Source organism: Rhizobium sp. Leaf384 (assembly GCF_001424065.1).
Lineage (GTDB): Bacteria > Pseudomonadota > Alphaproteobacteria > Rhizobiales > Rhizobiaceae > Ferranicluibacter.
Genome location: NZ_LMQE01000011.1, coordinates 20,057 through 46,842, shown reverse-complemented (window position 1 = coordinate 46,842; position 26,786 = coordinate 20,057). Strand labels below are relative to the sequence as shown.

The following is a 26,786-nucleotide window of genomic DNA, read 5'->3' as shown; positions in this document are numbered from 1 at the left end:
AGTGAAACGAAGGGAATGATCATGACGAGACCACAGGACCGCTCGCTTGAAACGACGCCGACGACGGTAGAGCCGGTGCTGTCGGTCGAGGCGCTGCGCACGTCGTTCCGCGTCGACGGCGCGTGGAAGCCGGTGGTCCGAGACATCTCCTTTACCGTCGCGCCGGCCGAAACCGTCGCAATCGTGGGCGAGTCCGGCTCCGGCAAGAGCGTCACGTCGCTGTCGATCATGCGGTTGCTGCAGCCGGACACGAGCCGGATCGAGGGCCGCGTGATGTTGGGCGGTCGCGAACTCCTCTCGCTGCCGGAACCCGAGATGCGGAAGGTGCGCGGCAACGAGATCGCGATGATCTTTCAGGAGCCGATGACCAGCCTCAACCCGCTGTTCACGATTGGCGACCAGATTTCCGAAGCGATCCTCTGCCATACACCTATGAGCAAGGCCGAGGCGCGCGCAGAGACCGTGCGCATTCTTGAAAAGGTGCGTATCCCCTCGGCAGCCTCGCGCTTCGACGAATATCCGCACCGCTTTTCCGGCGGCATGCGTCAGCGTGTCATGATCGCGATGGCGCTCGCGACCAAGCCGAAGCTTTTGATCGCCGACGAACCCACCACGGCCCTCGACGTGACGATCCAGGGGCAGATCCTCGACCTGATCCGTATGCTGCAGGAGGAAGAGGGGACCTCGGTCCTGTTCATCACGCACGACATGGGCGTGGTCGCGGAAGTCGCCGATCGCACCGTCGTCATGTATCGCGGCGAGCAGGTGGAAACCGGGCGGACCAGCGACATCTTTCATCGGGGGCAGCATCCTTACACGCGCGCTCTTCTCTCCGCCGTGCCCGTGCTCGGCACCATGCAGGCTTATGGCAGACCGTTGCGGTTCCCGACGGTTGATCCTGCAACGGGCCTGCTTGAAGCCCCGGTCGAAGTCGCCGATACGGTCGTTGCGTCGGGCGCTCCCATCCTGCAGGTTCGCAATCTCACCAAGCGTTTCGATATCCATGCTGGGCTGCTCGGGAGGGTCAGAGGACGCGTGCATGCCGTCGAGAACGTGTCCTTTGACCTGCGCGCGGGCGAGACGCTGTCTCTCGTCGGTGAATCCGGGTGCGGCAAGTCCACAACGGGTCGGGCGATCATGCGCCTGATCGAGCCGACCGGTGGCTCTGTTCTTGTCGAGGGTCGCGAGGTGCTGACGCTTCCCAAGCGCGACCTGCGCGAGATGCGCAAGTCCGTGCAGATGATTTTCCAGGACCCCTTTGCCTCGCTCAATCCACGCATGACCGTAGGCGCCGCGATTGAAGAGCCCTATCTTGAACACCGGATGGGCAGTCGGCAGCAGGCGCGCGCGGTTGTTGCCGATCTCCTTGTCAAGGTCGGCCTCACCCCTGACATGGCGTCGCGCTATCCGCATGAATTTTCCGGCGGCCAGCGTCAGCGCATTTCGATCGCACGGGCGCTCGCTTTGTCGCCCAAGATCATCGTGGCGGACGAGAGCGTTTCGGCGCTCGACGTGTCGATCAAGGCGCAGGTCGTCAACCTGATGCTCGACCTCCAGCAGAGCCTCGACCTCGCCTTCCTCTTCATCAGCCACGACATGGCTGTCGTCGAGCGCGTCAGCCATCGCGTTGCCGTCATGTATCTGGGGGAGATCGTGGAAATCGGCCCCCGAAGCGCCGTCTTCGGCAATCCACAGCATGCCTACACGAAAAAATTGATGGCTGCCGTACCGGTGCCGGATCCTGATCGGAAGCGGGACACGCCGATCGCTACAGCCGACGAGCTCAAGAGCCAGATCCGCTCCGCCTCTTATGTGCCCCAACAACGGACGTTCCGCGTCGTGTCCGAGGGCCATCTCGTGGCGGTGCAGGACGATGCGCAGGCTTAGCGCGATGGAGGGACTGTCCTGCGTCGAACAACATCCGGATCTGACAACACCGTGATGCAGCCATGAATGAGAAGACCCACTCTATCCGGACATCATAGACGCGACCTTCCGTCTCCGCAGGGACGCGGATTGTCAGCGTCCATTGTCCGCCATCCTTTGAACACCGTCATTCCGCCGCGATGAGCGTCTTGACGTGGGCCATATGCGTTTCCAGGCTCGGAAGTGTTTCCTTGGCAAAGCCCACCAGCGCCTGGTCGTCACCCGAGCCGGCATACGTGCGGAAGAGGGCGATGGCCTCCATGTGCGCCTGAGCCTGCATGTCGAGATAGAGCGTGTCGAAATCCTTGCCCCGAGCGGCCTGCAGCTGGTCGATCATCTTCTGATGCTTTGGCGCGAGCTTTGCCTCTGGCGGCGGCGCGTCTTTCCCCTGGAGTGTCGCCTTCAGCTTCTCGCCGGCTTTTTCATGATCGGCAATAATCATCTTGGCGGCGTCCTTGATCCCAGCGTCGCTCGCGCGGTCGAGCGCGAGCTTGCTCGACTCGATCTCGAATGTGTTGGCGCTGGCGACCACCGGCACGAAGGTCGCGCGGTCGATCGTCATCATTGCCGCAGCGTCGCCTGCAGGCTTTGCCGTCTGCTCTTTGGCCATCGACACGCTTGCAGAAAGGGGGTGGATGGCGAGCAGCAGCGCGAAGGCCGTTGTCGTCCAACGATTGTTTTCCATTGTCGTGAGTCTCCCGAGCTTATTTCGCGAATGCCTTGACGAGATCTGCATTGGCCGCATCCACCGCTGCCTTTGCCTTGTCCACGACTTTGCCCATGCCGAAGAACTCATGCGTTGTCCCCTCGGTGTTGATCAGATTGACGCTGACCCCGGCGGCTTTCATCTTCTCTGCGAGCGCCTGGCCTTCCGACCGAAGCGGATCGATCTGTGCGGTCACTATGGTCGCCGGAGGCAGCCCACCAAGGTCGTCGCGGCCGACGAGATTGATGCGCGTATCGGCCGCCTGATCCTTGGAGGTAAAGACGTGAGAGATGAACCACTCCATGTCGGCTTTCCCCAGCGGAAGCGCATTCGCGTTCTCCCGGTAGGACGGCGTGTCGAGATCATTGCCGGCGATCGGGTAGACAAGGAGCTGGTGCACTGGCTGCGTGGTCTTCTTCGCCTTGGCCATCAGCGCGACGTTTGCCGCCAGATTGCCGCCAGCACTTTCACCGGCGACGGCGATACGCCTTGCGTCGCCGTTGAGCGTATGGACATTCTCGACAGTCCACTCATAGGCCGCCCAGGCATCTTCGTGCTGTGCCGGGAACCTGCTCTCGGGCGCATGGCGATAGTCCGCGGATACGACGATCGCCTTGGCGCCGAGCGCCAGTGCCCGTGGCGTTGCGTCATAGGTGTTGATGTCGGCAACGACCCAGCCGCCGCCATGGAAGTAGAGCACGACAGGGAAGGGGCCATTGCCTTCCGGCGTGTAGACCCGAGCGGGCAAGCCGCCGTTTGCGGTGGGAATGGCGATGTCCTTTGTGGCCACCTTCGCTTCTGGAAACGGAGAAATCTTGGCGTCCCGCTGCACAGTCCTGGCAGCGTCAGCCGCGCTGGCCTGCGTGCGGGCCTCCGGTACGCCGATCGTGTGGAAGGGCTCTGCCTGCAATGCCTTCAGGGCATCCAGCACGGTCTGCATCTGGGCATCGGGCTGCGCCTGTTTCGCTTCCGCCTGCTGCGTGGCGGATTGCTGGGGTGCCGGTTGCGGATCGGTCTGCTCGGGGGTTGTGGGCTGCTGAGCCAGGGCGACGGGCGCGGCCGCGAGGGTCACGACGAAGCCTGCGGCGCGGAGTGCGGAAAGTCTGACGATCATGATCTATCCTTCTTGAGGAATTGCAGGCAGCCAACCGTCACTTTTTCGGTGGCGCCACAGTTTGCGCGTAGTGACCGACGAGCTCGCCCTTGGCGATAACGTGGCCTGAGATGCGCGCAAGAAGCGCATCACGGTCGGCCGTCGGCGGGAGGTCCAGCATCGTGTCCAGCGCCAGAACCTGGATATGGTAGGCATGCGCGGCATCGCCGACCGGCGGTTTCGGACCGTAATAGCCGTGGGTGCCCGATGTATTGCGTCCCTGCAAAACACCTTCCGGCTCGACAAGACGCAGCTGCTCCTGCAGTCCTTCTGGAAGACTTGTAACCGTGGCGGGAATATTCCAGGCGAGCCAGTGGACGAACGGTTTGACCGGCTTTGCATCCGGGTCTTCCATGATGATCGCAAAGGAAACAGCATTCTTTACGGCATGCCAGGCAAGCGGTGGCGAAACGCCATCGGCATATTCGCTGTGTTCTGCCGGCATGTCGGCACCGGACTTGAATGCGGATGACGAAACGGCGATCGCTTGGCTTGTTCCCGTCCCCCGCCGTGTCTGAGTTTCCGGACGATCGCGCGCGATCGGGACATTCAGGCCTTTTCCGGCCTGGGCTTCCATAGGTCCTGCTGGTGTTGCTGCGGGGGCCGCCGCCTTCGATGCCGTTCCAGAGTAGGCAATGCGATACAGAACACCGTTGGCGTCGTCGGCCATCAGCAGCGATCCGTCCTTGGCGAGAGCCAGCCCGACCGGTCGTGCGAAATGCGCCTTGCCGCCGTCGCTCAGGAAACCGGTCAGGAACGGCTCGATGGTTTTCGGCTCCCCATCCTCGAAGTGGATGCGGACGATCTCATAGCCCGAGGCCGGGTTGCGGTTCCAGGACCCGCGCATCGTAGCGAAGGCATCTCCGGCAAACTCCGCTGGGAAAGCGCTGCCCTTGTAGAACACCATCTGCATCGGTGCGGCATGCGCCGTGTACCCGAGGACCATCGGCATGCTCTGGTCGCGCCACTGCTGCTTGGTGACCCCGCCCACTGGTGTCGATTGCGGGTAGATGTCGCCTTTGCCGTAGACGTGGGGCCAGCCATACTGCTTGCCCTGCTCCAGCTTGTTCAATTCTTCCGGCTGGACCTCGTCACCGAGAAGATCGATGCCATGATCAAGGCCCCAGAGGTCCCCGGTTTTCGGATTCCAGTCGAAACCGATCGTGTTGCGCAATCCAGATGCGAAAATCGTGCGGCTCTTGCCGTCCGGTGTCGCGCGCAGCATGGTCGCATTCTCGGGATTGCTCTCGTTGCAGGCGTTGCACGTCGATCCAACGCTGATGTAAAGCATGCCATCCGGGCCGAATGCCATGACCCTGTTGGGATGTTGACCGGCGTCCGGCAGATCGTCGATGATCATCTGCAGCGGCCCGAGCGTGCCGTCCTTGTGGATGTCCGCAACGAAGACTTCCTTGACGGTCGCAAGGTAAAACTTGCCGTCCCGGATGGCCAAGCCGTGTGCCTGTGCCCGAGCGGCAACCTGTACCGGTGCGCCGTCCGCCCTCCCGTCGCCATCCTCGTCCTTGAGAAGCAGCACGTCGCCTTCCTCGCGGCGACTGACATAGATGAAGCCCTCCTCCGACACGGCGACGATGCGGGCGTTCCCGAGCCCCTGCGCAAAGGGAGCGACCGCAAATCCGTCCGGCAGCTTGATCTGCCCGATCCGCTCGCTGGTGGGCGCCACTTTGTTGGGCTTAAAGACGTTTGTCGTGATCTGAACCTCGGTACCGTCGCCCTGCTGCGCCACAGCAGCTCCCAGCGGCGCGATGAGAGCACACAGCGCCATAGCGCCGAAACGTCCATATGTCATGAAATCCACCTCCGTTGACCAAAGGAATTACGGGAGGCTCATGAGGTTCCATGGAAGCAAGAGACGTCGGGCATGTCTTCCTGTCCTAGAAACCAGGCGCCCTGGGGAAGATTGCCTATATTGAACGTCGGTGCGGCGACGGCTCGGCGTCATTCTTGGCTCGAAGGACAGTCTCGCCACCGCTCAGCAGTTCGTGATGGGTCTTTGACCTAGCTCAAAAGAATGTTCCGCTGAAACATCTCGTGGCTCGACAACCCCGTGAACACCGCACACTAAAAGGCCCTTTGACCTCGGGAACGATACGGACGTCGCGCCCGGCACTTCCACTGAAGGAGACAATTGTCGGCGCCGGGGTGGCGAGCTTCTTTCTCGACAATGCTCAACGGGCACGTAACCGTGACGCGCGCGGTAGCAAACGCTATGCGGACTTCGTCCCAACCTTGGCGGCCGAGACGCTCTTCGAGCACCACGGCGTGCGGGTTTTGCGGGAGATGGTGCGTCGCTGTATGTCGCAGGCTGGTCTTTGGCTGTCGCGCAAGCCTTGCCGCATATTTCCTTAGCCACGGCTGCAACGGGAAGTCCATGGGGAAGCATTACGTGATATCGAGCGGAGAATGAACGCCCCAGCAGCTTTGTGCCGCCGAATGATATGAAAGAGGTTGACAAAGCTTCACTTGATGCCACCCAACGACAGCAGAGCTGGGGCTTGGCCACGATCACTTAGCTTGTAGAACGGGCGGGGCTGAATGGTAAACAAGATCCTTCCTACTAAAAGGGTGCCTGGCAACAAGGCTCCCATCTCCGAAATTTCGGGCAGCATGCCACTACGGTTCGGCGACGATCCTTACGTCTGGGCGTGCTGGCTCTACTACGAGGATGGCCGCACACAAGGCGAAGTTGCGGACATTATGGGGATCTCGCGGGCGACGGTAAACAGTTACCTCGCGGATGCTCGCAGCCGTGGCATCGTCAACATTTCGCTAGAGCCAAAACGGCTGAGTTCCCTGGCGCTGGCGCAGCATGTCAAGCATCATTTCGGTCTGGATGACTGTCTGGTCGTGCCAAGCGACGACGGCGCGCGCTCGCTGATCGACCGGCTGGGTGCGGCCGGAGGACAAGCGCTGTCGAAGCTTCTGAAATCCGGCGATACGCTGGCCGTCGCCTGGGGGCGGACGGTGCTGGCAGTGGCAGATCACGTCGCGGTTTCCCCGCTTCAGGACGTGACCATCGTGCAGGCAACCGGTGGAACCCGGGCAGATTTTGCTTACACGCCGGAACTCTGCGCGGCGGCCCTCGCGGACGCTACGGGTGCCCGTCTCGTCAACTTGACCGCGCCCGCGCTGGTGCGGAGCCGCGAAGCGCGGGAGATCATCCTGCAGGAGCCGCTGGTCGAGGATCAGTTCAAGGCTCTTTCCAGGGCGAATAAGGCTTTGTTCGGAATCTCATCGCTCCGTCCGCATTCGACCATCCATTCCAGTGGTTTCTTCGAGTCGGTGTCGATACAGGATTACCTGTCGAAGAACGCCGTAGGGGTCGTCGCCGGGCGCTTTCTGGACGGACAGGGCCTACCGATCGAAGGTCCCCTCGACGAGCGGACAATCGGCATTTCACTCGATGCCCTGAAGGCAGTTTCGATGCGCATTGCCGTCGCCGGCGGCTTCGACAAGGTCCCGGCCATTCTGGCCGGTTTGCGCGGAGGCTACATCAGCGTGCTCGTCACCGACGCAGCGACGGCTTCGGCTATACTCAGCGCCGATGGCGTTCCCCCCGCAAGCGCCAAGCCACTGGTACGACAGCGCTCGCAGGATGTCGCACCGGCGCCGATACCTCTGAGAAGCCAGGTGAAGAAGTTCCTCAACGATGCCGACGAAGTTGTCGAGGAAATGCTCGAGGGTCTGCTGGCCGCACACGCGTCCCACATCGTGCCGATCGGGTCGTCCAATCGTGCGCTCGTCGCCAAGGATGGGCCGCGCACAGGCAAGGTTGGCCTCGTCATCGGTGGCGGAGCCGGGCACGAGCCCTGTTTTTTCGGCTATGTCGGCAAAGGGCTCGTCGACGCCGTTGCCATCGGCAATGTCTTTTCATCGCCGCCACCCGGGCCCATCCTCGAATGCACCCGCGCTGCGTCGGGTGGTGAGGGGGTTCTGTACGTCTACGGCAATTACGCCGGCGACGTCATGAACTTCGAGATGGCCGCGGAAATGGCACAGATGGAAGGCATCGAGGTGTGTACGGTGCTGACGACCGACGACATCGCCTCTTCGTCCCTGGAGGACCGAGAGGGGCGCCGAGGCGTCGCCGGCAACGTCTTCGTCTTTAAGATCGCCGGTGCAGCCTGTGATCGCGGGCTGAGCCTTGCGGCCTGTGAGGCGGTGACGCGTCGTGCCAATGAGCGCACCTTCACCATGGGCATCGCGCTGGAACCAAGCGCCATGCCCCAGACGCGTCGGCACAATTTTGAGATCGGACCCGACGACATGGAGATCGGCGTGGGCATCCACGGCGAACGCGGCGTCACACGGGAGAGCATCGCACCGGCCGACGAGATCGTTGATCGCATTATCGATCAGATCTTTCGGGAGATGCGGCCGGAACCCGGCGATCGGGTGGCGGTTCTCGTCAACTCCTTTGGCGGTACGCCGCTGATGGAACTCTACATCCTGTTCCGGCGGGTCGAGCAGCGTCTGTCGGCGCGCGGGATCGGGATCGAGGCGAACTGGATCGGGCACTACTGCACCTCGCTGGACATGGTGGGCGCATCCATCTCGATCCTGCATCTGGATGCGCAGTTGACGGACCTTCTGCACCACGCCTGCGACGGCGTCGCCCTGCATGTGGTTTGAGACGATCAAGACGGAAGACGTCTGAGAGGACACAAGATGACGACACGCGGCACGCAACAGGTCGTTGACATGTTCCAGCGAATTTCCCTGGCCGTGTCTGCCGAAAAGGGGCGTCTGTCCGAACTGGACGGGGCTATCGGCGATGCGGACCACGGCATCACCATGGCGCGGGGGTTTGCCGCTGTCACCAAAGCCCTGTCGGCCGCCGATCTACAGGCACTCTTTCCATCGGACGTGTTCCGCATGGCTGCCACGACGTTTCTTGATGCGGTCGGCGCGTCCACGGGTCCGCTCTATGCCACGGCCCTTAGCGATGCAGCGCAGGCCGTCTCCGGACACCGCGATCTCGATACGACAGCGCAGGCGGAACTGGTGACGGCGATGGCCAGCGGGATCATGCGCCGAGGCAAGGGAGACCGCGGCGAAAAGACCATGCTGGATGCCTGGATTCCTGCGGCGGAAGCAGCCGCACGCGCGCAAGCGCGCGGTGCGCAGGCCGGCGACATGTGGAGCGATATTTTGGCCGCAGCCACGGCCGGGGCGGACGCCACGCGTTCGATGATCGCTGCCCGCGGCCGGGCCTTGCGGCTTGGCGAGCGCTCGCTGGGTCATCTCGATCCCGGCGCCGCGTCTGCCGTCATCATTCTCGAAGCCATGCGCGAGACCTTCACCGCGGCCTGAGTCGAAGGCTCGTCTGCTCTGAACGGGTAAGGACCGTGCGCCGCACCGGCGCGCCCGGCCGGCCTTTGCGCGCGGCGTCACTTTGAATTCCAACCACGCATGCTGTCGCTCGGTCTTAAATACGGCTGGTTTCAGCTCGAAACGCGCTTGAGAAACCAGAATGTACAAAATTCACTTTGTGCTCGACAGATGTCAAAAACTGACTTAGCTTTGGGTTGTGGGTCTGAGGAGGATCGTGCGTCGCCATCGACGCCGTCTTGACCCATTGCCGGTTGACGGCAGCGTTTACGCGCCGCCGCGGACGTAACGTGACTGATGGGAGGAGCCCTCATGGGTGACAGGTTTTCGGACCGCCAGCTGAACTTTCTCGTTCTGGCGAATGTGCTGGTGATCGCCGTCGCCGTCGTGTTTGCGGGCGAAACCTTCCTCAGCCTTTATAATTTTCAGTCCATGTCAGCGCAGGTTCCCGAGCTAGCGCTTTTGGCCCTGGGTGTCATGCTGGCCATGATCGCAGGCCGAGGCGGCATCGACTTGTCGGGCATCGCGCTCGCCAACCTGTCCGGTATCGTCGCCTATGTCCTCATCCGCGACTGGGTTTCGCCTGATGATCAGCCTCTAACCTTCGTCTGGCTCTTCGCCGGCGTTGCGCTGGTGGTCGGCATCCTCGGCGGGATGATCAACGGGGTCCTTATCGCCTTCGCAGGACTGACGCCGATCATCGCAACGCTCGGAACGCAGCTGTTCTTTACGGGGATTGCCGTGCTTATCACCAACGGCTCCGCCGTGAGCCTCGGCTACATCGAGCCGCTGGACGACTTCGGCAACACGCCGGTGCTCGGGGTCTCGCTGTGTTTCGCGCTGTTCATCGCCATTGCGGTCGTGCTGGGCGTCGTCCTGCGCTACACTCCGTTCGGTCTCAAGCTCTACCTTATGGGCAGCAACCCGAAGGCCGCGCGCTATGCCGGCATTCCGCACCGTCGCATGCTGTTTCTCACCTACACGGCCTGCGGCCTGCTCGCCTCCATTGCCGGCATCATCATCGCGGCCCGCACCTCGAGCGTGAAGTGGGACTACGGGACGTCCTACGTGCTGATCGCCATCCTCATCGTCGTCATGGCCGGGGTTCGCCCGGAGGGCGGTTATGGCCGGGTCTTGTGCGTCGTTCTCTCGGCGACGGCGCTGCAGATGCTGTCGAGCCTCTTCAACTTCATGGATATTTCCAACTTCTTCCGCGATTGCGCCTGGGGGCTTCTGCTTTTGCTCTTCCTCGCCATCTCGCGGATCGACCTGCGGGCCTTCCTTCCTTCCCGAAGCTGAGGCCGTGGCAATGCTGGCGGCACGCCCTCGCGGCCAGCACCTTCATCGGGGCAACAACCAAAAAATGAGGAAACGCTTATGTCATTTTCCAGGAAGATCGCAGCCTGCACCGTTGCCCTTGGCGCACTCTGCGCAGGTGGCGCCGTGGTCGCGCAGGACACACCTTCGATCGTCACCGTCGTCAAGGTGACCGGGGAGAACTGGTTTACCCGCATGGAGCAGGGCGTCGTCGCCTATGGCAAGGACAATGCCGGCGTCAAGACGAGCCAGGTCGGGCCGGCCAAGGCAGACTCTGCCCAGCAGCTCCGCCTGATCGAGGACCTTGTTGCCAAGAACGTCAGCGCCATCGCGGTCGTGCCGATGGACCCCTCGGCGCTCGAGGGCGTCTTCAAGCGCGCGATGGGTCGCGGCATCAAGATCATCACGCATGAAGGCGACAGCCTGAAGAACACCGAGGTCGACATCGAAGCCTTCGACAACGAGGTTTTTGGCGCCCGCTTTAATGAGCGTCTCGCCCAGTGCATGAACAATTCCGGCAAGTGGACATCGTTCGTCGGCTCGCTCGGCAGCCTCACACATGTTCAGTGGGCCGATGGCGGTGCCGAAAACGCCAAGAAGCATCCGGACATGCAGCTGGTCTCGGAAAAGAACGAATCCTTCAACGATGCCAACAAGGCCTATGAGAAGGCTCGCGAGATTCTGCGAAAATACCCGGATATCAAAGGCTTCCAGGGCGGCTCGGCCATCGATGTGATCGGCATCGGCCGCGCGGTCGAGGAAGCCGGACTCGTCGGCAAGGTCTGCGTCGTCGGCCTCGGCCTGCCGAAGGATACCTCGAAATATCTCGAATCTGGCGCGGTGCAGAGCATTTCCTTCTGGGATCCGAAGGATGCCGGCTACGTCATGAACAAGATCTCCGACCTGCTGCTCCAGGGCAAGGAGATCACCGACGGCATGGACCTCGGCGTTCCCGGCTACAACAAGGTCACGGTCAAGAAGGGACCCGGCAAGGGTATCATCGTGACCGGCGAAGCCTGGGTCGACGTCGACAAGTCGAACTACACCAAATACCCGTTCTGAGGCTGCCTGACCTTTTGACATCGTCAACGACGTGCCGGCGGGAGACCGCCGGCACGCAGCATCAACGGAATCAGTCCATGCCAGACAGCGTCACCATCAAAGGCCGACAGAGCCCGGCCGCGGCAAGCGCGAGCCCCTTCCTGGAGGTCCGTAACCTGCACAAACGCTTCGGCGGGGTCCAAGCGCTCAAAGGCGTCAGCTTCGTCATCGAACGCGGCCGCACCTATCACCTGATGGGTGAGAACGGCTGCGGCAAGAGCACGCTGATCAAGATCATCTCCGGCGCGCAGCAGGCGGATGGCGGCGAACTCATCATTGAAGGCCAGCGGGTGGAAAGCCTCGATCCGATCGGTGCGCTCTCGGCGGGAATCGAAACCGTCTACCAGGACCTCTCGCTGCTGCCCAACCTGAGCGTGGCGGAAAACGTGGCCCTGTCTGGTCAGCTGGTCGCAGCCAAGGGTCGCCTTGCACGCCGGCTTGATCGCAAGGCGTTGCACAGAACGGCTGTGAAGGCGCTCAGCGCCGCAGGCCTGCCGACGGACGCTTACTTCCTTGCAACCCCGGTCGAAGAGCTGCCGATCGCCACGCGACAGCTGGTCGCGATCGCCCGCGCGATCGCCTCGGATGCGGGGCTTGTCATCATGGACGAGCCGACGACCGCCCTGACACGGCGTGAGGTGGACAATCTCGTGCGCGTCGTGCGCGGTCTGCACGACAATGGCGTCTCGGTACTGTTCGTGACCCACAAGCTCGACGAGTGCAAGGCCATCGGCGGAACGGCCATCATCCTGCGCGACGGGCAGAAGATCACCGAATGCGACGTCGCCGAACAATCGAAGGCACAGCTCGGCTTCTGGATGACCGGCCGGCAGCTGGACGACAAGCGCTATCGCGAGACGCCCCATACCGGCGAACGGCGCCTCGCGGTCGACGGCTTGAGCGCCCGCGGCTTTGAAGATGTGTCGTTCGAGGTCGCCCGTGGCGAGGTGTTCGGCATCACCGGCCTGCTCGATTCCGGGCGAAACGAGCTGGCGCTAGCGCTGGTCGGTATCGGCCCGGCCCGACGCGGCCATGTGAGCCTCGACGGCACGCCGGTCGCGCTTACCTCTCCGGCCAAGGCCATTCAGGCGGGCATCGGTTACGTTCCGGAGGATCGCCTTTCCGAAGGACTCTTTCTGGAGAAGTCGATTCGCGAAAACATCATCATGGCGGTTCTCGACCGTTTACGCGGGCCCTTCGGGCTGCTCGACGGCCGCCGCGCCAGTGCGCTTGCGCAGAAGACTGTCGACGATTTGCAGGTGGCCACCCCCGACATCAACCTGCCGATCACCTCACTCTCGGGCGGCAATGCCCAGCGCGTCCTCATCGGCCGCTGGCTGACCATCTCGCCCCGGCTCCTCGTGCTGCACGGGCCAACGGTCGGTGTCGATGTCGGCTCGAAGGATACGATCTTCCGCATCATCCAGAAGCTCGCCAACGAGGGCATGAGCGTCATCGTCATCAGCGACGACCTGCCCGAGTTGCTGCAGAACTGCGACCGGATCATGGTCATGCGCAAGGGGCGCATCGACCAGGTGTTTGCCGCCGAAGGTCTGGAGGAAGACGTCCTCTACCGCGCCATGACAGCCGTTTCCCCTGTCGCCGACCAACGCCGTGGAGTTGCTTGAGATGACCGATATCGCCGCTGATCAGGCTGCAAACTCGATGCCGACCGAGAGTGGGATCAATCGCTTCGCGCGCTGGCTCGTGCGCCACCCGCCTGTCGTTACCGCAGCCCTGATCGCCCTTGTCTGCCTTGTCGTCGGCACCATCAATCCGGACTTCTGGCAGATGTCCAACCTGTTCGACATGGCTCGCTCGACCGTGGTGCGCGGCCTGTTTGCACTCGGCGTCCTCGTCGTGCTGGCGTCGGGCGGTCTCGACGTGTCCTTTACCGCCATCGCCGCCTTTGTCATGTACGTCATGACCATGCTGGTAACAAACTATGTGCCGGACCTGCCGATCCTCGTCATCCTGCTCGTCGCAGCGCTCGGGGGTGCCCTGCTCGGCGCCATGAACGGGCTGCTCGTCAGCACGCTGAAAGCACCGTCCCTGATCGTTACGATCGGCACGCAGTATGTCATTCGCGGCTTTCTTCTGACCTTCATCGGCACCGCGCTGTTCATGAACATTCCGAACGCCATGGATGCTTTCGGCAAATGGGCGCTGTTCCAGCATACGGGCGCTAACGGCGCCGTCTCCACGATGCCGGTCTATGTTCTCGTTCTCGCTCTCGCCATCATCGTCACTTGGTTCATGCTCAACCGCACGCTGATGGGCCGGGCGATCTACGCTGTCGGCGGCAATGCCGGCATCGCCGAACGCCTCGGCTACAGCCTGCGCCGGGTCCACATCTTCGTCTTTGCCTATGCCGGGCTACTTGCCGGCATTGCCGGCATCATGCACGTCTCCAGCAACCGGCTGGCCAATCCGTTCGATCTCGCCGGCTCGGAACTGGAGGTGATCGCGGCCGTCATCCTAGGTGGCGCGCGGATCACCGGTGGCTCTGGAACGGTGCTCGGCACCATGCTCGGCGTCGTGCTCATCACGCTTGTCAGCAACGTCCTCATTCTCGTCGGCATTCCCAGCACGTCGCAATTGGCCATCCTCGGTCTCTTCATCGTCGGTGCCGGCGCCTTGTTTTCCATCAAGCCGCGCGGCTGAGCGGCATCACGGGAACACGGCGAGGGAGCGAGGCCCGGCCATCGTTCGCGTGCCAAGGTCCCGATACCTGTTTTCTGAAGGAGTTATCATGCAGCGTTTCATCAACGATCCGGACCTGGTGGTCGAAGACACGGTCAAGGGCTTCGTCAAGGCGCATGCCGATATCGTCCGCTTGGGCGACAATCCGCGGGTCATCATTGCGAGAGACACACCGATTGCGGGCAAGGTCGGCGTCGTGACCGGCGGCGGTTCGGGCCATGAGCCCGCCTTTATCGGCTATGCCGGGAAAAACATGCTGGACGCGGTCGCGGTCGGCGAGCTGTTCTCGTCGCCGACGGCGAAGAGTTTCTACGACGCGATCAAGGCATCGCATGCGGGGAAAGGCGTCGTTGTCCTCTACGGCAATTACGCCGGCGACAACATGAACGTGAAAATGGCGACGAAGCTGGCCGCCAAGGACGGGATCGACGTGCTTACTGTCGTCGCAAACGACGATGTCTGCTCGGCCCCACCCGAAGAGCGCGAGAAGCGACGAGGCGTCGCCGGCGAGATCTTCATGTGGAAAGTCGGCGGCGCGAAGGCTGCAACTGGCGCCAGCCTGGAAGAGGTGAGGGCTACGGCGCAGAAGGCGATCGACAACTGCCGCTCGATCGGCGTCGGCCTTGGCCCCTGCACACTGCCGGCCGTCGGCCACCCCAATTTCCAGATCGAGGCCGGGACCATGGAGGTCGGCATCGGCCATCATGGCGAACCCGGGGTCCGTGTCGAGCCGCTGAAGACGGCGGATGCGGTCGCAAAGGACATGGTCAAGATCGTCCTCGACGACCACAACCTGCCCGAAGGCACCGAAGTCGCCGTACTTGTCTCCGGCCTCGGCGCCACACCGCTCAATGAACTCTACATCCTGCACGACACGATCGAGAGCGAGATTGCGGCCCGCGGGCTGAAAATTGCCAAGACCTGGATCGGCAACTACTTCACCTCGCTGGAAATGGTCGGCGCGACGCTAACTGTCATGGCGCTCGACGACGACCTCAAGACGCTGCTCGATGTCGAGACGCGTTGCACCATGGTTCTCTAAGGAGATGAACATGCAGACATTCGACAATGCCGCCTCCGGCGCTATCGTGCTCGCGATGGCCGAGCGGATCATCGAGAACCGCGCCTATCTGAGCGAGATCGACGGCAAGATCGGCGATGGCGATCATGGCGTCAACATGGCCAAGGGTTTCGGCATGGCGGCCGATCGGCTACGCGACGCCAACGTCTCCCTCGCACAGTCGATGGACACGCTCGGAACCTTGCTGATGTCCGAGATCGGCGGGTCAATGGGACCGCTCTATGGCGTGATGTTCACCGAGTTTGCGGAGGTGCTGGAGGGCGCCGAGACAATCGATGCGGCGCGCTATAGTAAGATGCTGCATGCGGGGCTTGCCGGTATCCAGGCGATCGGCTCGGCAAAGGTCGGTGACAAGACGCTTCTCGATACATTGGTTCCAGCCATCGATGCCTTCGATGCAGCGCTGGCGCAGGGTAAATCCTTCTCCGACGCACTCGGCCTTCTGGTCGCTGCAGCCGAAGCCGGACGCGACTCGACGATCAACCTCGTGGCCAAGATCGGTCGCGCCAGCCGCCTTGGCGACCGCTCGCTCGGTGTTCTCGACGCGGGCGCGACCTCTTGCGCCATCATTCTGAAGGAACTTTCCGTTGGTGCAAGCGGACATCTCAAGGCTACCGGCTGAAGGCCTCAGCCCCGCGCGCCTTGCCCAAGGAATGTGATCGACCTGGCGTGGTGGCCGTTGCACCACCCAAAAGGGTACGGAAAGCAGTCTGATCTCTCAAACTGGCTGTCGGTGTCGAGTCACGCCGGGAGACTGGGGCAGCATCGCTTGACAATTCTCCGCGAACGCAGACGCGGTATGTTGCGAATCCTAAGGGCGGGACCTTGACGGCTAGAACCACGTGACGGCGAACGCGACGGCACGTGAGCGACCTGCCGAAAAACAAAATCGAATGCAGCGCCCAATCTCCCCCGTCAGCCATGAGATGCCTTCACGTGCGACTGTCCACCGGACGGCCACGCAATCACGCTATGGCGACATCTAGTGCTGCATCGCGCCGGACCAAGCACGTTGACCGAGGCGTCGTCCTTTCATGCATTTCGGCCCGGACGTCTACATTCTCAACTGGCGAATCTTGTCGCTGGGGGTAAACAGTCGGGCACGGCAACGCGACTCCTGCACTTCCGCGAGAAGTACGGGCGGCCATTGTGACATCGCTGGCCGAACGGGTCGGCGATCTGCAGTTTTCAGCACAGCAATGGCCGGCAATCTAGTTCGGTGATGGACGGACGGAGGTGGGTGGTGCCATCCTTGCTCCACCTCGTTTGTTGTTTGATCATCGTCAGCCAAGACACGGTATTGGCTGACTGGCCCTTGCTCTGGTCGTCAAACCTAAGCTCGCAGGGCATTCCAGTCGTCGACCTTGCTTTGCTCCTCCCGGCTACTCTAAAGAAGCCTTCTCGAAGGTGCAGCCTTCGTAGCGTTCGAAATTTCCTCGATCTCCGATCAGGTTCGGTCTTCTTCAAATTGCTCTGCATATTTGATTGGAAGAAGCCACGCCTCGCGCCGTTTGACCCACAATTCGTAACTTGGATTCAGAGCAGTTGGGGCATCGTTGATGCTGCCGAGCTTAATCTCCGCCTCTTCCTCATCCAGGGCGAACACTCTCGAACCACATGATGGGCAAAACCTGCGCCCTGAATATTCACTCGTTTCGCTTGCGGTTTTAAAAGCAGAAGCGGGCCAAACCCCAAAGTATGTAAAAGCAGATCCGCTCTCCTGGCGACAGTCAGTACAATGGCAGATGCCGATACGTGTTGGCTCGCCTTCTACGCTGAATACAACATTGCCGCACAGGCATGAACCGTTTCGAACGACCATCTCTGACTCCCATAAGTTAGCTCGATAAAACTGAACCCAGGCAGGTGCTCGTGGTTCCCGGACACGCTTACCAAGATGGGTCAGATGTACGCTTAACTCGTAATCCGTTTTCTAGAGCACGTTGCTCGAGTTCGCGTTGACAAACGAACGCAATAGATACGCCGCAGCACCATTATTTAGCATCGGTAACGCAAGGACGTTACCCGCCCGCGACTGCTCCGTTCAGGAGAACCAGTCTTTCCTCCGGCAATGGACGCTGCAGCGCCTTCGCCTCGGCCCAGGGCAGCGTCAGCCACGCCTCGACCTCGTCGGGTGTCGTCAGGATCACCGGCATCGCCTTAGGGTGAATCGGCCCGACGACCCTGTTCGGCGGGCAGGTGAGGAAGGCGTAGTAGTCCGCGGTGATCAGGCCCTCCTTCACCTTGCGCACGCTCGTCCAGTCCTTGACCCAGATCCCAGCAAAGAACATGAGCGGCTCAGTTGCATAACCCGCAAACCAGGCATTGGGCGTACGACCGCCTTCGACTTTCCCGGCCGGGTTCGGCTCGGCGAAGCGAGTCAGCGGCACGACGCATCGGTTCTCGACCCCCAACCAGCGCGTCCAGTGTCGACTTGCGGTGTTGCGCACATTCGTCGTGCCGCCATCCGGCTCGTGCTTGAGCAGCGCGTCGAAGTCCACATCCTTGCCGTTGGTGCGCAGCTTGTCGGCCCGCTTGGTTGCAGCCTCGTACAGCGCCTGGCTTGAACTCGGCATGCCCCAGCGCACGGAGGCAAGCTCGCGCACCCCGTCAGACGCATTGCGCACGATCGGCGCCATCCGGTCGGGATAGACGTCGAGCGACGGCTCCATGTTGCCGATGATGTCACGGGCAGCATTGGCAAAGGCGCGGATCGCTTCCTGGTTCGTGGTGATGTTGTAGAGGTTACACATCTGTCGCTTTCCATGGGAGTGGCCGGTCGAGAGGCCGGGCGGACGATCCTAGCATGCGGACGCGATTTTGCGAGCAACCACCGCTGTGGAAGGCTGCGACGACGCGTCCTCCACAGGCCGCTGCATTTCCTGTTGATGATCCGGGAAGTGCTTTTCTGCTTACCGTTCTGAATCGAAAGCCGAATCCTCAACCGTGCTTCTAGCTCGACTATTTTCCTATTCGCGGCGGACTTGACTCCTATCCCGAAAAGAACAAGTCATGAACATCAACATGATCGGCGGCATGATGCCGCGCCTGTAACCCGCAGAACCGATAGGAGTGCGTGATAAATGACGGCTGCCCGCGCACAGGTTCTCACCGAGCTACGCGACCGGATCGCAACGTTGGAGCGCAGCGTTCCGCGACAAGCGGGCTGGCTGCCGTTCGGGGTGCTGGCGATCGACACCGTGCTGCCGGGCGGCGGTCTTGCCCGTGGCGCCCTGCACGAGATCGCGGGCGGCGGATCCGGCACGGTCGACGGCGCGGCAGCAGCCCTGTTTGCCGCCGGGATTGCTGCACGCACAAAAGGAAAGGTCGTCTGGTGCCTCACACGGCCGGACCTGTTCTTTCCGGCACTCGCCCAGGTCGGCCTTGATGCCAATCGTGTGGTGTTCGTCGAGGTCGATCGGGAGGAGGAGGTGCTCGCTTCCATGGAAGAAGGCCTGTCACATGGCGGTCTGGGCGCGGTGGTCGGCGAACTCGTGCGCCTGCCGATGACGGCCTCGCGTCGGCTTCAGCTTGCCGCCGAGAAGTCCGGTACGCTCGGTCTGGTCGTGCGGCGATGGCGACGGCAGACGGAGGCCAACGACTTCGGCCAGCCGACGGCATCCACCACAAGGTGGCGGGTCAGCGTGCTGCCGTCGGTGGCGCTGCCGGTTCCAGGTGTCGGCCGACCGCAATGGTTCCTGGAGCTGATGCGGGTCAAGTCGGGAGAATGCGCGGAATTCACTGTCGGAGCCTGTGATGCCCAGGGTCGTATCCATCTATCTGCCGACGCTGCCGACCGATCGCATCCGTCGCGACGATCCGGATATTCCGCCTGAGCAGCCGGTGGTGGTGATCGCGCGAAGCGGTGCCAAACGCTGGGTATCATCGGCGGATGCGGCAGCCGTGACCGCCGGCGTGCGGGTCGGCATGGCGGCGGCGAAGGCACAGGCTTTGTTCTCCGGGCTGATGATGGTGGATGCCGATCCGGTTGCCGATGCAACGGCGCTCGAGCGTCTGTCGCTCTGGGCGTTGAAGATCTACTCGCCCGTCGTTGCCGTGGATGGCGCGGATGGCATCGTCATGGACACGGAAGGTGCCGATCATCTCCAGGGCGGGGAGGCGATGATGATCTCCGGCATCGCCAACCGCTTCCGCCCCAGGGGCCTCACCGCACGCGTCGCCATCGCTGACACATGGGGGGCAGCCCACGCCTGTGCCCGCACCATCTCGCGTGAGACGGTGATCGTGCCTGCGGGCCAGACAGTAAAGGCCGTCGAGCGGCTGCCGATCTCGCGGCTGCGGCTGCCTGAGAAGACCGTGTCCGATCTGCGCACGCTGGGCTTCCGCACGATCGGCGAGCTCTCGGCTACACCGCGTGCACCGCTGGCGCTTCGCTTCGGCCCGGAGATCGGTCGCCGGCTCGACCAGATGTTCGGCCGGGTGTCCGAACCGATCGATCCTGTGCGTGACCCCGACCTCATCGTCGTCTCGCGCTCCTTTGCCGAACCCATCGGAGCCGCCGAGACCATCGACAAATATGTCGGTCGTCTGGTCGTGGAACTCGTGGAGAAGCTGCAGGAGAGGGGCCTCGGCATCCGGCGCGCCGATCTCCTGGTCGAGAAAGTCGATGGCACGCGTCAGGCGATCCGGGCCGGCACCGCAAAGCCTGCGCGCGACATCGCCTGGCTCACAAAACTTTTCCGCGACCGCACCGAGAAGATCGAGCCGGGCTTCGGTATCGAGAAGTTGTCGCTGGCGGCCGTCATGGCGGAGCCGCTGGAGGAGATGCAGGGCGTATCAACCCTCGTCGATGACACCGACCGCGACATCACGCCGCTGATCGACATCTTCGGAAATCGCGGCCACAGGGTCTATCGCTATGCCGCTGTTGCAAGCGACGTTCCGGAACGCAGCGTGCGCCGGATCGCGGCGGCGGCCGCCGATGTGCTGGAAACCTGGATGCTGCACTGGCCGCGCCCGACCCGCCTTCTGGCCCACCCTGACCCGATCGACGTCATCGCGCTCCTGCCCGACCAGCCGCCCGTGTCGTTTACCTGGCGGGGCAAGAGGCGGAAGGTCAAACGGGCGGATGGGCCGGAACGTGTCTTTGGCGAGTGGTGGAAGCGCGACAGCGAGAGTGCGGCGGTGCGCGACTACTTCACCCTGGAGGACGAGGCCGGCGAACGCTTCTGGGTGTTCCGCAGCGGCGACGGCGAGAACCTGGTCACCGGCTCGCATCGCTGGTTCCTCCACGGGATCTTCGCGTGAGGTGGGCGCTATGAGATATGCCGAGCTCCAGGTCACCACCCACTTCTCGTTCCTGCGCGGCGCGTCCTCCGCAGAAGAGTTGTTTGCGACCGCCCATGCGCTTGGCATCGAGGCGCTCGGCATCGTTGATCGCAATTCGCTTGCCGGCATCGTGCGGGCGCTCGAGGCCTCGCGCACGACCGGCATTCGTCTGGTGGTCGGCTGCCGCCTTGATCTGGCCGACGGCATGTCCGTCCTAGTCTATCCGACCGACCGCGCCGCCTATTCCCGGCTGACCCGTCTTCTGACGCTGGGCAAGGGGCGTGGCGGCAAGGGCAACTGCATCCTGTTGTTCGAGGACCTCGAACTCTATGCCGAGGGCCTCATTGCCGTGCTCGTGCCGAATCTGCCCGACGCGACCTGCGCGGTGCAACTCCGCAAGCTGGCCGGAGCTTTCGGTGATCGTGCCTATCTCGCGCTGTCGCTGCGCCGCCGGCCGAACGATCAGATGCGGCTGCATGAGCTGGAGATCCTCGGCCACCGCTACCGGGTGCGCACCGTCGTCACCAACGACGTGCTGTTCCACGAGCCCGGCCGTCGGCAGCTCCAGGACATCGTCACCTGCATCCGCAACAACACGACCATCAACGAGGTCGGCTTCGAGCGAGAACGCCATGCCGACCGCTACCTGAAGCCGCCGGAGGAGATGGAGCGTCTGTTCCCACGCCACCGCGAGGCACTCGCCCGCACGATGGAGATCGTGTCCCGCTGCACGTTCTCGCTTGAGGAACTAACCTACCAGTATCCGGAAGAGGCGATCATTCCGGGCAAGACACCGCAGGCCTCGCTCGAGCACTATGTCTGGGAGTGCATCCCCAACCGTTATCCCGAAGGTCTGCCCCCGAGCGTGCTCAAGACCGTGCGCCATGAGCTCGATCTCATCCGCACCATGCGCTACGCGCCCTACTTCCTCACTGTCTTCTCGATCGTCCGCTTTGCCCGCTCGCAGGGCATTCTCTGCCAGGGGCGGGGATCGGCTGCAAACTCCGCCGTCTGCTACATCCTTGGCATCACCTCGATCGATCCGGAGACCAACGATCTCCTGTTCGAGCGCTTCGTCAGCCAGGAGCGCGACGAGCCGCCGGATATCGATGTCGACTTTGAGCATGAGCGGCGCGAGGAGGTCATCCAGTGGATCTACAGGACCTATACGCATCAGAAGGCAGCGCTCTGTTCCACCGTCACGCGCTACCGCGCCAAGGGCGCGATCCGCGATGTCGGCAAGGCACTGGGCCTGCCGGAGGATCTGATCAAGGCGCTGTCGTCGGGCATGTGGTCATGGTCGGAGGCGGTGAGCGAGAGGAACGTCAAGGAGCTGAACCTCAACCCGGATGACAGGCGGCTGGTGCTGACGCTGTCGCTCGCCCAGCAACTCATGGGCGCGCCGCGCCACTTGGGCCAGCATCCGGGCGGCTTCGTGCTGACCCATGATCGCCTGGATGATCTCGTGCCCATCGAGCCGGCGAGCATGGCGGACCGGCAGATCATCGAGTGGGACAAGGATGATGTCGAGGCGCTCAAAATGATGAAGGTCGACGTTCTCGCGCTCGGCATGCTCACCTGTATGTCCAAGGCCTTCGACCTCATCCGCGAGCACAAGCACGAAGATCTTGATCTCGGCAGTATACGCCAGGAGGATGCCGCGACCTATGCGATGATCCGCAAGGCCGATACGCTCGGCACCTTCCAGATCGAAAGCCGGGCGCAGATGGCCATGCTGCCCCGGCTCAAGCCCCGGACCTTCTACGATCTGGTCGTCCAGGTGGCGATCGTGCGGCCCGGCCCCATCCAGGGCGACATGGTGCATCCCTATCTCCGTCGCCGGGAAGGCAAGGAGAAGGTCGAATATCCCACGCCCGAACTTGAGTCCGTGCTTGGCAAGACGCTCGGCGTTCCGCTCTTCCAGGAAAGCGCCATGCGGGTGGCGATGGTTTGCGCGGGCTTTACCGGCGGTGAGGCTGACCAGTTGCGCAAGAGCATGGCCACCTTCAAGTTCACAGGCGGTGTGAGCCGGTTCAAGGACAAGCTCGTCTCTGGCATGGTCCGGAACGGCTACACGGCAGAGTTCGCCGAGAAGACCTTCAGCCAGCTCGAGGGGTTCGGTTCCTACGGCTTTCCGGAAAGCCATGCCGCCTCTTTCGCGCTGATCGCCTATGCCTCCAACTTCGTGAAATGCCATCATCCCGATGCCTTCTGCGCAGCCCTCCTCAATTCCCAACCCATGGGCTTCTATGCACCGGCGCAGATCGTCGGGGACGCGCGTGCCCATGGGGTCGAGATCCGGCCGGTCTGCGTCAACCGGTCCCGCTGGGACTGCACGCTGGAGAAGGTGCCGGGGACGAAAATGCGGGCCGTGCGTCTCGGCATGCGGATGGTGCGGGGGCTCGCCGCTGCCGATGCCGCCCGGATCGTCGCCGCCCGCATGGACGATCCCTTCGAAAGCGTCGACGACATGTGGCGGCGCTCTGGCGTGCCGGCGGCATCTCTGGTCGAGCTGGCGCAGGCTGATGCGTTCTTGCCCAGTCTCAAGCTTGAGCGCCGTGACGCGCTCTGGGCCATCAAAGCGTTGCGCGATGAGCCGCTCCCGCTGTTTGCTGCCGCCGCCGAGCGCGAGATGAAGGCGATTGCCGAACAACAGGAGCCGGAGGTGGCGCTGCGCCAGATGACGGAGGCGCACAATGTGGTCGAGGACTATGGTCAAGTCGGGCTGACACTGCGCGAGCATCCGGTCGCGTTTCTGCGGAAGGAACTCGCCAAGCGCAGCATGGTCACCTGCGAGGAGGCAATGACGGGCCGCGACGGGCGCTGGGTCTATACCGCCGGTCTTGTGCTCGTCCGGCAGAAGCCGGGATCAGCCAAGGGCGTCATGTTCATCACCATCGAGGACGAGACGGGGGCGGCCAACATCGTGGTCTGGCCGAGCCTGTTCGAGAAGCGCCGGCGCGTGGTGCTCGGGGCATCGATGATGGCAATCAACGGGCGCATCCAGCGGGAAGGGGAGGTCGTGCACCTCGTGGCGCAGCAGCTCTTCGATCTCTCGGGCGACTTGTCCGGTTTGGCCGACATGGATGCGGCGTTCAGGGTGACATCAGGGCGCGGCGACGAGTTCGCGCACGGGTCGGCGGGTGGTGGCGATGCACGTGACCGGCCGAAGAGAGTGCCGCAGCCGCGGGACATCTTCGTGCCCGACCTGCATATCGATACGCTCAAGGTGAAGGCCCGGAACTTCCAGTAGGGGCGAAGCGCATTACGACACGAAGGCACGGACATTGTTTAATCATCGCGGCGACAAGATCCTGCAGAGTTCGCCTGCGTCGCTGGCATTGCCTCTCAAAATTTTGGCGCTCGGCCACGACTCGGCAACTGACGTGAACGCTCTGGCGTATCCGAGAAACCTGGAGGTTTGCTTTTCACCCACGCAACGAAGGTTTGCATAGCGGGATGTTCAAGGATGGCGTCGACCGTCGAGTACGTTTTGGCAAGCTGCGCATCTGTAAACATTGAGTGGATTTGACCGTGACAGATACGATGCAGGCAAACCGTCGTCTTGCCTCCCTTGCTCTTTGGAACAAGATGATGCGCTTCTTGCTGATCATCGGGAATGATACGCTCGCAGATCGGGCAGAATACGGGCTCTGACACGACTTCGTCCCAGGAAGCGGCTTCAACTCTGTTCTTGCGGGCCATTGGTGCTCTTTCGGAAGCGACATACTGCGCGCTGATACCGCGAGAAGCGCCGCTGGTCTACAATTCCAGGAAAAGGAGGATTCTTAGAAGCCGGTTTAGGGTATAGGCTGTGTGAATCCTAGTAATCGCTTGGTTAATCTGGGGAGACGAGAACCTGCGATGCTGAAGACCGACACGCGACAAGCGCACTGGCGTCGAGCCAATCCAGCGAAGTACGACGCGCATCTCGCCGTGCAGAGAGCCGTCAAGGCTGGCGACCTTGCAAAGCAAGTCTGCGAAGTCTGCGGTCTAGGCGCGGTCGATGCGCATCATGACCAATACGACGAGCCGCTGAAAGTCCGCTGGCTCTGCCGCCGTCATCATACGCGCCTGCATCATTATGGTGAGGACATGTTTCCTATCAGGGGCAGCGTGAGAACTCTTCGAGGAACACAAAGCGAAAAGTAGACTGTATCTGCGACCTCAGTTTGTTTCTGCTGCTCAATTAGTGCTTTCATATGCAGCCATGCGAGCGTCAGGTAACAAAGATTGAGACTTCTAACGGCGGCACGCCTCCCTTCACGAGGGAGACAACACAACTTGCAAACATCGGGAGGCACGAGCATGAAGCCAAGAGAATGGGTACGGCATCATCGCAATAGAAGGGGGCTCTCCTTCGTCTCTTCGTGCAACGCAATTGGGTAATGGAGATCGTGTTGCGGCGGAAAGGCGAGGAAGGTCTTTTACCTCCAAAATAAGCAGCGAAGACGGTATCCAAGGCATGCTGGTCTGATCTTCTAGCCGCAATCACCAAGATAAATTTATCCGTATTTGTCGACCCTTTGAACTGCTGTTTGTCGGTTGCGCGACGTATCAGCCGAGAAAGGGCTTTGGGAGATAATATGCCAGTCGACCTACCGGACCTCCCTGTTAGGTTGCGAGGCTGGTTTCATTGCTGCCCTTGCTCATCTACTCGAAGCTCATCCGATTTGACTGACAGCCCGCCTCCAAACTACACTCCATTATGGCGCGATGACTAGGTTGCAACGCGACGGCGAGGCCGGCCATTGCGGAGGAGGGGGCTTCATATCTGAGGCCCTATCTTCTTCGGTGCGCTTGCGTATGCACAGCATTATCGCGTCCGAGCCTGTTGATGGGTTCTGACCGCGAGCTCGATCGTGACCTGTTAACCGCTCGATCGCATGACGGGCTCACAGCGACTCCAGATCACTGTATCCATGTCTGCATCGAAAACGGGAGACACGTAATGTCCATTTACACCTCAAAGAATCCTGCCGGCAGCGCAGCCTTGGAGCTTGGCCTGATGACTGCTGGCCTGGGCAACCTGATCTCCAGCGCCCACGAACAGGGCAAAGCCAATGTCCGCGCAGGTCGCGCTCGTCGTGCTGAGTACGAATACGACTGTGCTCTCTATGCTGCTCGCATCCATGCTGATGACCTGGGTCGCGAGGCGATCGCCTCGGCGAAACGCGTTGCTCAGCTCGAAGCAAAGGTTCGCAACCTGCGTGCAGCTTTGCAGCAGCGCCAGAGCATCATCGAGCGCATGTCCCACAAGGCACGCGCAGCATGATCGGCCTGAACGATGAGGAACTTTTCGATCGCTTCGGGGACATCATCCACGAGATTCCAGAGCTAGCTATGTCACTGCGTCGCTTTGAACTAGGAAAGCGATCGGCTGCAATAGCGGGCGCTTTCGAATTCCACTCTGACTGGGTGACAGTGTCGTCAGCAGCGGAGGATTTGATGTCGCGGCTGCACCCCGCGAATGCTCGCTAGGTAGCGGTCGCGGATCATCTCCTCTTTTGTTTGCTCAATAACAGCCTGCGGGGCTTCCTTCGCGGGCTTTTCTGCGTGTAGACGTGAGACGGTTGGAATTACAATACCTGCGCGCAGGCTGCGCTCACATGCGGGCACACCGGATGCTGAGAGCAAGATGTAGTCGCTATCCGATAGAGACACGAGCCAGTCCTGCTGTTCTTCGGACAGCGCTGACAGATCGACAGTCGGCCGGTCCATCGCTCCCGCCGCGGCATACGCATGCACGATCTCAGCCGGTGTCCGCTGGCGGTCGAGGATGTCGGCCAGATCTTGTTTGGCCGCTTCCGCTGTCGCGGCCTGGTCGATATCTTCGAGCTTGATGTCTTCGTGCCGGCCGCTCGGCGCGCGGGGACGGATTCCGAATATCCCTAGGAATGCAGTCCAGATCCCGCTGATGATGCCCCAGACCGCTTCGAGCGCGGTCTGCATCCATGCCATCGGATTCCACCAATCTTTCTTCATGTCCTCTCCTCCTCTTTGAGAAGGGTAGCATCCTGCCGGCGGCCGAAAGCGACAAGTCGCCGATGCGCCGGCGGCTTTCGGCGCAACAATTGTTGACACCATAAGTAATTGCGATTGCTTCGAAAAAGGCCGAAACAATAGCTTGTATACCTCATGGTATGCGGTGATCATTT

The 26,786-nt window shown here is 61.9% G+C and carries 21 protein-coding genes and 1 pseudogene; 15 read left to right on the top strand and 7 right to left on the bottom strand.

Annotated features, from left to right (window positions below):
* The first annotated feature begins 21 nt into the window (after nucleotides 1-21).
* Nucleotides 22-1,887 carry an ABC transporter ATP-binding protein gene (locus ASG25_RS21580; RefSeq protein ID WP_062479442.1) on the top strand — a complete coding sequence of 622 codons (1,866 nt, stop codon included), beginning with the start codon at nucleotides 22-24 and terminating at the stop codon, nucleotides 1,885-1,887.
* A 166-nt stretch (nucleotides 1,888-2,053) separates the two neighbouring features.
* Here ASG25_RS21580 and ASG25_RS21575 read toward each other — a convergent pair whose 3' ends face one another.
* Genes ASG25_RS21575 through ASG25_RS21565 form a run of 3 tightly spaced genes read right to left on the bottom strand, consistent with a single transcriptional unit; the run spans nucleotide 2,054 to nucleotide 5,595 of the window.
* Nucleotides 2,054-2,611 carry a DUF4142 domain-containing protein gene (locus tag ASG25_RS21575; protein ID WP_062479394.1) on the bottom strand — a complete coding sequence of 186 codons (558 nt, stop codon included), beginning with the start codon at nucleotides 2,609-2,611 and terminating at the stop codon, nucleotides 2,054-2,056.
* Between the two features lie 19 nt (nucleotides 2,612-2,630).
* Nucleotides 2,631-3,746 carry an alpha/beta hydrolase gene (locus tag ASG25_RS21570; RefSeq protein WP_200942861.1) on the bottom strand — a complete coding sequence of 372 codons (1,116 nt, stop codon included), beginning with the start codon at nucleotides 3,744-3,746 and terminating at the stop codon, nucleotides 2,631-2,633.
* A gap of 37 nt (nucleotides 3,747-3,783) precedes the next feature.
* Nucleotides 3,784-5,595 (bottom strand): YbhB/YbcL family Raf kinase inhibitor-like protein, encoded by a 1,812-nt coding sequence (locus ASG25_RS21565; RefSeq protein ID WP_200942858.1) that lies wholly within the window; start codon nucleotides 5,593-5,595, stop codon nucleotides 3,784-3,786.
* A 419-nt stretch (nucleotides 5,596-6,014) separates the two neighbouring features.
* Here ASG25_RS21565 and ASG25_RS23560 point away from each other — a divergent pair.
* The 9 genes and pseudogenes from ASG25_RS23560 to dhaL (ASG25_RS21520) form a co-directional block, all read left to right on the top strand.
* Nucleotides 6,015-6,152: pseudogene (locus ASG25_RS23560) on the top strand (ISNCY family transposase); the annotation flags it as partial.
* Nucleotides 6,153-6,413: 261 nt separating this feature from the next.
* Entirely contained in the window at nucleotides 6,414-8,438 is a 2,025-nt protein-coding gene (locus ASG25_RS22430) for a bifunctional sugar-binding transcriptional regulator/dihydroxyacetone kinase subunit DhaK (RefSeq protein ID WP_244479481.1), read from the top strand.
* Between the two features lie 36 nt (nucleotides 8,439-8,474).
* Nucleotides 8,475-9,119, top strand: a complete 645-nt coding sequence (dhaL, locus tag ASG25_RS21550; protein WP_062479388.1) for a dihydroxyacetone kinase subunit DhaL — start codon at nucleotides 8,475-8,477, stop codon at nucleotides 9,117-9,119.
* A 330-nt stretch (nucleotides 9,120-9,449) separates the two neighbouring features.
* A complete protein-coding gene (locus ASG25_RS21545; protein ID WP_062479385.1) occupies nucleotides 9,450-10,436 on the top strand; it encodes an ABC transporter permease in 987 nt (328 codons plus the stop codon).
* Between the two features lie 78 nt (nucleotides 10,437-10,514).
* Nucleotides 10,515-11,516: an autoinducer 2 ABC transporter substrate-binding protein gene (locus ASG25_RS21540; protein WP_062479383.1), complete on the top strand. Its 1,002-nt coding sequence runs from the start codon at nucleotides 10,515-10,517 to the stop codon at nucleotides 11,514-11,516.
* A gap of 77 nt (nucleotides 11,517-11,593) precedes the next feature.
* A complete protein-coding gene (locus ASG25_RS21535; protein WP_062479379.1) occupies nucleotides 11,594-13,183 on the top strand; it encodes a sugar ABC transporter ATP-binding protein in 1,590 nt (529 codons plus the stop codon).
* Between the two features lies 1 nt (nucleotide 13,184).
* Nucleotides 13,185-14,219: an ABC transporter permease gene (locus tag ASG25_RS21530; protein WP_062479377.1), complete on the top strand. Its 1,035-nt coding sequence runs from the start codon at nucleotides 13,185-13,187 to the stop codon at nucleotides 14,217-14,219.
* A gap of 88 nt (nucleotides 14,220-14,307) precedes the next feature.
* Nucleotides 14,308-15,300: a dihydroxyacetone kinase subunit DhaK gene (locus tag ASG25_RS21525; RefSeq protein WP_062479374.1), complete on the top strand. Its 993-nt coding sequence runs from the start codon at nucleotides 14,308-14,310 to the stop codon at nucleotides 15,298-15,300.
* A gap of 10 nt (nucleotides 15,301-15,310) precedes the next feature.
* Nucleotides 15,311-15,961 (top strand): dihydroxyacetone kinase subunit DhaL, encoded by a 651-nt coding sequence (gene dhaL / locus ASG25_RS21520; protein ID WP_062479372.1) that lies wholly within the window; start codon nucleotides 15,311-15,313, stop codon nucleotides 15,959-15,961.
* A gap of 825 nt (nucleotides 15,962-16,786) precedes the next feature.
* Here dhaL (ASG25_RS21520) and ASG25_RS22425 read toward each other — a convergent pair.
* Nucleotides 16,787-17,161 (bottom strand): GFA family protein, encoded by a 375-nt coding sequence (locus ASG25_RS22425; protein WP_082480499.1) that lies wholly within the window; start codon nucleotides 17,159-17,161, stop codon nucleotides 16,787-16,789.
* A 199-nt stretch (nucleotides 17,162-17,360) separates the two neighbouring features.
* On the bottom strand, nucleotides 17,361-18,092 hold the full coding sequence (locus ASG25_RS21515; protein ID WP_062479369.1) for an SOS response-associated peptidase: 732 nt from the start codon (nucleotides 18,090-18,092) through the stop codon (nucleotides 17,361-17,363).
* 330 nt (nucleotides 18,093-18,422) lie between these two features.
* Between ASG25_RS21515 and ASG25_RS21510 the strand changes: the two genes are divergently transcribed.
* The 3 genes from ASG25_RS21510 to ASG25_RS21500 are packed head-to-tail and all read left to right on the top strand — an operon-like array spanning nucleotide 18,423 to nucleotide 23,881.
* Nucleotides 18,423-19,175, top strand: coding sequence for an ImuA family protein (locus ASG25_RS21510; protein ID WP_062479366.1), 753 nt, complete (start codon nucleotides 18,423-18,425; stop codon nucleotides 19,173-19,175).
* Nucleotides 19,096-20,607 carry a DNA polymerase Y family protein gene (locus ASG25_RS21505; RefSeq protein ID WP_062479363.1) on the top strand — a complete coding sequence of 504 codons (1,512 nt, stop codon included), beginning with the start codon at nucleotides 19,096-19,098 and terminating at the stop codon, nucleotides 20,605-20,607. The genes ASG25_RS21510 and ASG25_RS21505 overlap by 80 nt, the downstream gene beginning before the upstream one ends.
* Before the next feature lie 10 nt (nucleotides 20,608-20,617).
* On the top strand, nucleotides 20,618-23,881 hold the full coding sequence (locus ASG25_RS21500; RefSeq protein ID WP_062479361.1) for an error-prone DNA polymerase: 3,264 nt from the start codon (nucleotides 20,618-20,620) through the stop codon (nucleotides 23,879-23,881).
* A 95-nt stretch (nucleotides 23,882-23,976) separates the two neighbouring features.
* On the opposite strand, the gene ASG25_RS22420 is transcribed toward ASG25_RS21500, so the two are convergent.
* On the bottom strand, nucleotides 23,977-24,333 hold the full coding sequence (locus ASG25_RS22420; RefSeq protein WP_082480496.1) for an HNH endonuclease signature motif containing protein: 357 nt from the start codon (nucleotides 24,331-24,333) through the stop codon (nucleotides 23,977-23,979).
* A gap of 159 nt (nucleotides 24,334-24,492) precedes the next feature.
* Here ASG25_RS22420 and ASG25_RS22415 point away from each other — a divergent pair, with 159 nt between their 5' ends.
* Together ASG25_RS22415 and ASG25_RS21495 are read left to right on the top strand one after the other, a co-directional pair.
* A complete protein-coding gene (locus ASG25_RS22415) occupies nucleotides 24,493-24,780 on the top strand; it encodes a hypothetical protein (RefSeq protein ID WP_082480493.1) in 288 nt (95 codons plus the stop codon).
* Nucleotides 24,781-25,579: 799 nt separating this feature from the next.
* On the top strand, nucleotides 25,580-25,903 hold the full coding sequence (locus ASG25_RS21495) for a hypothetical protein (protein ID WP_062479358.1): 324 nt from the start codon (nucleotides 25,580-25,582) through the stop codon (nucleotides 25,901-25,903).
* A 155-nt stretch (nucleotides 25,904-26,058) separates the two neighbouring features.
* On the opposite strand, the gene ASG25_RS21490 is transcribed toward ASG25_RS21495, so the two are convergent.
* Entirely contained in the window at nucleotides 26,059-26,613 is a 555-nt protein-coding gene (locus tag ASG25_RS21490; protein ID WP_062479355.1) for a hypothetical protein, read from the bottom strand.
* Nucleotides 26,614-26,786 lie beyond the last annotated feature (173 nt).

Coding starts and splice junctions, on each gene's coding strand:
- ASG25_RS22420 (WP_082480496.1), bottom strand. CDS start 24,333: ATGGCCCGCAAGAACAGAGTTGAAGCCGCTTCCTGGGACGAAGTCGTG.
- ASG25_RS21495 (WP_062479358.1), top strand. CDS start 25,580: ATGTCCATTTACACCTCAAAGAATCCTGCCGGCAGCGCAGCCTTGGAG.
- ASG25_RS21575 (WP_062479394.1), bottom strand. CDS start 2,611: ATGGAAAACAATCGTTGGACGACAACGGCCTTCGCGCTGCTGCTCGCC.
- ASG25_RS22430 (WP_244479481.1), top strand. CDS start 6,414: ATGCCACTACGGTTCGGCGACGATCCTTACGTCTGGGCGTGCTGGCTC.
- ASG25_RS21505 (WP_062479363.1), top strand. CDS start 19,096: ATGCCCAGGGTCGTATCCATCTATCTGCCGACGCTGCCGACCGATCGC.
- dhaL (WP_062479388.1), top strand. CDS start 8,475: ATGACGACACGCGGCACGCAACAGGTCGTTGACATGTTCCAGCGAATT.
- ASG25_RS22415 (WP_082480493.1), top strand. CDS start 24,493: ATGCTGAAGACCGACACGCGACAAGCGCACTGGCGTCGAGCCAATCCA.
- ASG25_RS21580 (WP_062479442.1), top strand. CDS start 22: ATGACGAGACCACAGGACCGCTCGCTTGAAACGACGCCGACGACGGTA.
- ASG25_RS21540 (WP_062479383.1), top strand. CDS start 10,515: ATGTCATTTTCCAGGAAGATCGCAGCCTGCACCGTTGCCCTTGGCGCA.
- ASG25_RS21570 (WP_200942861.1), bottom strand. CDS start 3,746: ATGATCGTCAGACTTTCCGCACTCCGCGCCGCAGGCTTCGTCGTGACC.
- ASG25_RS21565 (WP_200942858.1), bottom strand. CDS start 5,595: ATGACATATGGACGTTTCGGCGCTATGGCGCTGTGTGCTCTCATCGCG.
- ASG25_RS21515 (WP_062479369.1), bottom strand. CDS start 18,092: ATGTGTAACCTCTACAACATCACCACGAACCAGGAAGCGATCCGCGCC.
- ASG25_RS22425 (WP_082480499.1), bottom strand. CDS start 17,161: ATGGTCGTTCGAAACGGTTCATGCCTGTGCGGCAATGTTGTATTCAGC.
- ASG25_RS21510 (WP_062479366.1), top strand. CDS start 18,423: ATGACGGCTGCCCGCGCACAGGTTCTCACCGAGCTACGCGACCGGATC.
- ASG25_RS21525 (WP_062479374.1), top strand. CDS start 14,308: ATGCAGCGTTTCATCAACGATCCGGACCTGGTGGTCGAAGACACGGTC.
- ASG25_RS21490 (WP_062479355.1), bottom strand. CDS start 26,613: ATGAAGAAAGATTGGTGGAATCCGATGGCATGGATGCAGACCGCGCTC.
- dhaL (WP_062479372.1), top strand. CDS start 15,311: ATGCAGACATTCGACAATGCCGCCTCCGGCGCTATCGTGCTCGCGATG.
- ASG25_RS21500 (WP_062479361.1), top strand. CDS start 20,618: ATGAGATATGCCGAGCTCCAGGTCACCACCCACTTCTCGTTCCTGCGC.
- ASG25_RS21535 (WP_062479379.1), top strand. CDS start 11,594: ATGCCAGACAGCGTCACCATCAAAGGCCGACAGAGCCCGGCCGCGGCA.
- ASG25_RS21530 (WP_062479377.1), top strand. CDS start 13,185: ATGACCGATATCGCCGCTGATCAGGCTGCAAACTCGATGCCGACCGAG.
- ASG25_RS21545 (WP_062479385.1), top strand. CDS start 9,450: ATGGGTGACAGGTTTTCGGACCGCCAGCTGAACTTTCTCGTTCTGGCG.